The organism is Arthrobacter psychrochitiniphilus, from assembly GCF_003185915.1.
Taxonomy (GTDB): domain Bacteria; phylum Actinomycetota; class Actinomycetes; order Actinomycetales; family Micrococcaceae; genus Specibacter; species Specibacter psychrochitiniphilus.
This window is the reverse complement of record NZ_QHLZ01000006.1, coordinates 305,005-311,485: the sequence shown is the minus strand read 5'-3', so window position 1 is coordinate 311,485 and position 6,481 is coordinate 305,005. Positions and strand designations below refer to the sequence as shown.

The window sequence follows — 6,481 nt, the reverse complement described above, 5'->3', positions numbered from 1 at the left end:
TATCCGGGCAGTTTTGCTGGCCACCAGTGGGCAGATAACCTGGCCGCTGGTGGGCAGAAACTCATGGCCCTTGACACCCGCGGCCCACAGCTCACGTCGAAGTAACGGAACAGAACGCCGTGACGGCTAGCAGCACGCGAATGTCCACAAATGCGAAGTTCATGGTTCTGCCCCGTCAGAACTGAGCGCTGGGGCCCTTCCTCACTCACACTACGCACCGTGCGATTGAACCTTAAGGAAATCACCCTGCGGCAGGACAGCTCAGCGACCACCCCTGGACGAGAGTTGGTCCGGCAGCTGTCCAGCCGACGTGCTATCAGGGGCGAGGGCACTTGAACGGCAACCTGAAACGATGTAGCCCAGCGGCCTTCACCCCGCCGTGGATCTAGATACAATACGAAAAACTATGCGGTATCTTTCTCCTGTTGGGGGCTTTTCTTGTTGCTTCTGCCACGGTAAGCGTCCTGTTATCTCCAATCCGAGGGACCCGCTGGAATTGCTGATACACCTCGCATTAGCGGGGAATAAGCCGGGAAAAGGCGAAAAGAGCGGCAAGCAACGTTCCTATAATGACGGAAGCGAAGCCAACGCATCAACCGCACGGCCGGTTGAATCAATCAGGTGTTGAAAACACTCCATATTCGTCTTTTTTCCGGGTCCAAGCGCCACTTTTCCTACGGCAAATGTGAAAGCTTCTGCATGGAACGGGCTTTAGCCCGGACAAGCTAGAAGGCGCAACAATCTACTAGCGTGATGAAGTCCGAAACTGCCAGTTGAGCATGAGGATGCCATGAAATGCCACATTGGGTATACCCTGATCAACGCAACTCATCCACTGTCAGACTCTCGGAGATTAGGCGGCCAAGCGAAAACTGCGAGGACAGCAACCAATCCAACCGCTGAGCAGCTGTGGAATTCGAACCGTAACTTCTTGACGAAACAGCCAGTCAAAGATTCTCGCAGATTAGCAATGAAATCTATTGCTGCAGCTCAGAGCATGTTAAGAATTCAAAACATTCATCAGTTATCAAACCTTTTAACCCCGTTTAAACTTCACATACCCAAGATGCGCAGCGCTTGCCCCCGCGGGTCTCAACAACATCGACCCGCCGGGGCCAGCGCACGTACCGTTAGTCGTGGCCGGCTTCACGCATCTGGCGCAGTTCCTTCTTCAGATCCCCTACCTCATCGCGCAGCCTGGCTGCCAGTTCAAAGTGGAGGTCAGCGGCGGCACCATGCATCTGTGCCGTTAATTCCTCGATCAGGTCCATCAATTCCTTCGCAGGGCGGGAGGCAGTGCTGCCAGAGGCCTTCTTCTTGCCACCCTTTCCGCCTGTTTCACGCTTGAGACGTGCCTCCTCCAGCAGGGCTGCCGTGTCTGCGTCTTCCCTGGCCAATTGGTCGGTAATATCGGCAATCTTCTTACGCAACGGCTGCGGATCAATACCGTGTAATTTGTTGTAGCTGACCTGAATTTCTCGGCGCCGGTTGGTCTCGTCAATGGCGAACTGCATGGAGGCCGTGATCCGGTCCGCATACATATGCACCTCACCAGAGACGTTACGGGCTGCACGCCCAATGGTCTGGATCAGTGAGGTGGAAGAACGCAAGAACCCTTCCTTATCCGCGTCAAGGATGCTGACCAGGGAAACCTCGGGCAAATCAAGACCCTCACGCAGCAAGTTAATCCCCACCAACACATCAAAAACGCCCATGCGGAGTTCACGCAGCAGTTCCACCCGTCGCAAGGTGTCAACATCGGAGTGCAGGTACTGGACCTTGATGCCATTGCCCAGGAGGTAGTCCGTGAGATCCTCGGACATGCGCTTGGTCAAGGTGGTCACCAGCACGCGCTCATTTTTTGCTGTACGTTTGCGGATCTCTCCCAGCAAGTCATTGATCTGGTCCTGAGACGGCTTCACAATAATCTGGGGGTCAATCAGTCCCGTGGGGCGGATGATCTGTTGCACGTAGCCATCCGAAACCCCCAGCTCGTACTTTCCGGGAGTGGCCGAGAGGTACACGGTCTGGCCAATGCGTTCCTGGAATTCATCCCATTTCAGTGGCCTGTTATCCATGGCGGAGGGCAACCTGAAGCCGTGGTCTACAAGGGTGCGCTTGCGGGACATGTCCCCTTCATACATGGCCCCGATCTGCGGAACCGTCACATGGGATTCGTCAATGACCAGCAGAAAGTCATCCGGGAAGTAGTCAATCAAGCAATGCGGGGCGCTGCCCTGATCACGGCCGTCAATGTGCCGCGAATAGTTTTCAATGCCGTTGCAGAAACCCATCTGCTCCATCATTTCCAGATCATACGTGGTGCGCATGCGCAGCCGCTGCGCTTCAAGGAGCTTGTTCTGGCTTTCAAGTTCTTTAGTTCGTGCAGCCAGCTCATCCTCAATTTGTTTGACGGCACGAGCCATGCGGTCAGGCCCGGCTACGTAGTGAGATGCCGGGAAGACATACATCTCGTTTTCTTCCCTGATGATTTGCCCTGTTAAAGGGTGCAGGGTGTAGATGCTTTCAATCTCGTCCCCAAAAAACTCCACCCTGAGGGCCTGTTCCTCATACATGGGGATAATTTCTACGGTGTCCCCCCGGACGCGGAAGGTGCCGCGGTGGAAGTCAATGTCATTGCGCGTGTATTGCATGCTCACAAACTTGCGCAGCAGATCGTCACGGTTCATGGTTTCCCCACGGCGCAGCGTGACCATCCCAGCCACGTACTCTTCCGGGGTGCCGAGTCCGTAAATGCATGACACCGTGGCAACCACAATCACATCACGCCGGGTCAAGAGCGCGTTTGTTGCCGAATGCCGTAGCCGCTCTACCTCTTCATTGACGGAGGAATCCTTCTCAATGAAGGTGTCCGACTGCGGAACATACGCCTCCGGCTGGTAGTAGTCGTAGTACGAGACGAAATATTCAACAGCGTTATTAGGCAGCAGCTCCCTAAATTCGTTGGCAAGCTGTGCTGCCAGGGTCTTATTTTGCACCATGACCAGTGTGGGCCGCTGCACCTGCTCAATGAGCCACGCCGTTGTGGCGGACTTGCCTGTTCCGGTGGCACCGAGCAGGACCACATCTTTCTCACCGTTGTTGATGCGTTCGGTCAGTTCCTTAATGGCTGCAGGCTGATCGCCTGCCGGCTTGAACTCACTGATGACTTCGAAGGGTGCAACGACCCGGTTGATTTCCTGCGCAAGGCTCATGGCGTTAACGCTACCGCGTCCTATGCACTATGGGGCACTTCCTCTGCCAGTTGTTCACCTCTGGCAGCTAATGGGGAGGACTCCCCATGACACAACACCAACTTGTCAGCCATGCCATGACAAAATGAGACTAAGCACGAAGGTGTTCCTTCAGCCACTTCCGGGGGCTACACGGAACCCATCGACATCACACTGCACACCACCGGCTTGAGAAAGCTTCCTGAGAGGAAAACATGAGCGAGAATCCCGAAAACCCCTACGGCCAGCCCGTAAAGACCCAGGCACCCTACAACCAGCCCGGCCAGGCCCCTGCACCTTACGGCCAGCAGCCTCCCGCACCTTACGGCCAGCAGCCTGCCCCCTACGGCGCACCCGCTGTGGACCCGGGCAAGACACTGTCCATTGTTGCCATCATCCTGCCGTTCGTAGGCTTCGGTCTGGTCGGTATGATCTTGGGCTTCGTGGCCCTCTCCAAGTCCAAGAAAGCCGGCTTTGGACGTAACACTCTGGCCCTGGTGGCCGTCATCATCGGTGCACTCGCGGTTGTTGCTTCCATCATTGCGACCATTGTTATTGTCGTGGCAGCCATGAACGCCGTCAACGAAGTGGGCGGATTGGACCTGATCACTCAGGTTGTCAACCAGTGCCAGAGCACCGGTGCCGAATCCGTTGTGGTTGACGGACTGGAATACTCCTGCGCCGGCTACTAAGCCAAAAATAAGTCTCGGCCTTTCCCTCCGGGGAGCCGCCGGCTAGCAGGGCCCGCACCTCAACGGTGCGGGCCCTGCTTCGTTAGAGGGGTGCTGCTGCCAGCTCAATTGTGGCGTGCTGGCCCGGATCTGCCGAGGCCAAGAGAGTTGATCCTCCCCCTTGCGGCAGTGGGAAATAGCCTGCCGTAGCCAAAGCAGCCAACAGACTCCCACGGCTAGTTCCTCTAGCCGCCTCGATGACAAACACTGGTCCGTGCGCCGAACGGGGCGGTAAAATCTCCGCACTCGCCCCCACTGCCAAGTGAAGCCGCGCAAGCAGTCTGTCCCTTGCGCCCTCCTCAAGGGGCACCGACGCTGCTGCGGCGTGAACAGTGGACGCATCTGGGGACGCTGTGGCAGGTATTCCAGCTGCCAGGTTCACAGCAAACGGCACTAGCCGGTCAAACCACAGTGCATCCAATGCGCCAAGAGCATCCTCTCGGGTGCCATCGTTAACAATCACCACATCGGCCGCTGACATGCGCTGTTCGTCGCTGGCCTGGGCACCAATGCGCGCCATCGCATCTTCGTACGACATGCCACGATCAGTCATCATTCGCCGGAGACGGCTCTCCAATGGCGCTTGCGCAACCACCACCAGATGGAAGGCGGGGCCTTGCCCTGTCTCCACGAGCAGCGGAATGTCCTGCACCACAATGGTTCCCGGCCCGGCGCTGGACTTCAGTGCGGTGGCCGCCTCCCTCACCAGAGGATGCGTAATGGCGTTCAGGGCCACCAGTTGTGCCTTGTCAGAAAAAACCATGGCGCCCAGGGCCGAACGATTCAGCGCGCCATCGGCCAACAACATGCCGGCACCAAAATGTTCGACGACGGCGCGCAAGCCAGGCGAGTCAGGGGCCACCACCTCGCGGGCCAGTTGGTCCGCATCAATGACCAAGGCACCCAGGTCACGGAAGCGGGCGGAGAGCAGCGATTTTCCGGAGGCAATGCCACCAGTGAGTCCCAATGAAAGCATGACTCCACACTAGACTGATTTGGTGAGCCAGACTGTCCAGCCCAGCCCCGGGCCCCCGCGGGCCACGCCCGGCCCCAACTCGTACACAACCCTTCGCGCCGGAGCCGATTTCCGTCATGAACTCGTGATCAAGCGTTCCCGTTTCATCACGGTGCTGCGCCGAGTGGACGAGGAGCCGTCAGCCAGGGCGCTGGTGGCCGAACTGCGCAAGGAGTTTTACGACGCCCGGCACCACTGTTCGGCCTTTGTCATTGGCCCAGGCCGCGATCTTCAGCGCTCCCACGACGACGGCGAACCTTCCGGCACAGCTGGCACACCCATGCTGGATGCGTTGGTGAAACGTGAGACTCGGGCTGGTGATGGGGTGCACAGCGCTGACCTCAGCGATGTGTGCGCCGTGGTCGTACGCTATTTTGGCGGCATTCTCCTGGGTGCCGGTGGGCTGGTGCGGGCGTACTCAGAGTCCGTCAGCAAAGCCCTGGAGTTGGCTCCCTTGGTGAGCCGGGACAGGCTCAAACTTTTCACTGTAGCCGTCCCCCATGCGGCGGCAGGCCGGCTGGAAAATGATCTGCGCAGCGCCGGCTACCTCATGACGGGCAACAACTATGACGCCCTCAACACCCATGTGGGATTGGCCATAGCTGATGATGATCTGATCATCAACACTGCTGTGGAACGCCTTGCCGCATTAAGTGCGGGGCGCTGCACGTTGGCAACAGCCGGCACGGACTGGGTGGACACACCATTAGACCGGGCCTGACAACGGCTGCCGATCTACCTTTGGTGCTTCCTAGCTTGCAGGCGCGCACGTTCCGGCTGCAGGCGATCGAAACGGCTGCCGCCTGGCTTTGAGGACTTGCACGCCAAGCCCCCGATGATCAGGAATCCCACCCATGGGATCAATACCAATATTGTCAAGAGGCCGGGGAGATTAGCGTCGTGAAGACGCCGGGCAGTTAGCGCCAGCATGGGCACAAAAGAAACGAACACGAAGGTGATATAGGCATTGACTACCCAGTCACTGGTGGCTGAATTCACCATGGCCGTAATAACGAACACGGCAGCCATAAAGAATAGGACCCACCAAAATTCGCTGCGGCTGGCCCTGCCGCTGAAAGTTCCGTACTTCTTGTAGAAACGGCCCACGGCTTGTAGCGGGGTGGCCCCGACCATGGGCTGCGAAGCGGAATCTGCCGACCCATAACTCATCGACGGAGTCACATACGGTGGCACGGACGCCGGCATCTGCCATTCTTGAACCTGCTGCCCTAGTGGCTGCGGGGCTTGTGCCTGCGTCACCGGAACCGAGACCGGCGCAGCCTCTGCAGGGCCAAAGTATCCAGGGATTACACGATGATGCTGCGGGTGGTGTTCCGGATTGGTCATTGCCTCATATACCTCTTGTTCGATGGTTTCAACCCATCGTATCCGAAGGCATGCCTGCCCGGGCTAAGATCATTGACACAAACAGCTCAACAGGTTCTGCCCCCTTAACAGGTACGGGTCCCCCACCCGAAGGTGGAGAACCCGTTCAGAACTAC

General features: G+C 57.8%; 5 protein-coding genes. 2 read left to right on the top strand and 3 right to left on the bottom strand.

Annotation, left to right across the window (positions count from 1 at the left end):
* Positions 1-1,130 precede the first annotated feature (1,130 nt).
* Positions 1,131-3,215, bottom strand: a complete 2,085-nt coding sequence (gene uvrB, locus CVS29_RS11725; RefSeq protein WP_110106491.1) for an excinuclease ABC subunit UvrB — start codon at positions 3,213-3,215, stop codon at positions 1,131-1,133.
* Positions 3,216-3,448: 233 nt separating this feature from the next.
* Here uvrB and CVS29_RS11720 point away from each other — a divergent pair, with 233 nt between their 5' ends.
* Positions 3,449-3,925 carry a DUF4190 domain-containing protein gene (locus CVS29_RS11720; protein WP_110106490.1) on the top strand — a complete coding sequence of 159 codons (477 nt, stop codon included), beginning with the start codon at positions 3,449-3,451 and terminating at the stop codon, positions 3,923-3,925.
* A gap of 82 nt (positions 3,926-4,007) precedes the next feature.
* Here CVS29_RS11720 and coaE read toward each other — a convergent pair whose 3' ends face one another.
* Entirely contained in the window at positions 4,008-4,940 is a 933-nt protein-coding gene (gene coaE / locus CVS29_RS11715) for a dephospho-CoA kinase (protein ID WP_110106489.1), read from the bottom strand.
* A 22-nt stretch (positions 4,941-4,962) separates the two neighbouring features.
* Between coaE and CVS29_RS11710 the strand changes: the two genes are divergently transcribed.
* Positions 4,963-5,700, top strand: coding sequence for an IMPACT family protein (locus tag CVS29_RS11710; RefSeq protein ID WP_110106488.1), 738 nt, complete (start codon positions 4,963-4,965; stop codon positions 5,698-5,700).
* A gap of 14 nt (positions 5,701-5,714) precedes the next feature.
* Here the strand turns inward: CVS29_RS11710 and CVS29_RS11705 are convergent, their stop codons facing one another.
* A complete protein-coding gene (locus CVS29_RS11705) occupies positions 5,715-6,326 on the bottom strand; it encodes a DUF805 domain-containing protein (RefSeq protein WP_110106487.1) in 612 nt (203 codons plus the stop codon).
* Positions 6,327-6,481: the final 155 nt, after the last annotated feature.

Coding starts and splice junctions, on each gene's coding strand:
- uvrB (WP_110106491.1), bottom strand. CDS start 3,215: ATGAGCCTTGCGCAGGAAATCAACCGGGTCGTTGCACCCTTCGAAGTC.
- coaE (WP_110106489.1), bottom strand. CDS start 4,940: ATGCTTTCATTGGGACTCACTGGTGGCATTGCCTCCGGAAAATCGCTG.
- CVS29_RS11720 (WP_110106490.1), top strand. CDS start 3,449: ATGAGCGAGAATCCCGAAAACCCCTACGGCCAGCCCGTAAAGACCCAG.
- CVS29_RS11705 (WP_110106487.1), bottom strand. CDS start 6,326: ATGACCAATCCGGAACACCACCCGCAGCATCATCGTGTAATCCCTGGA.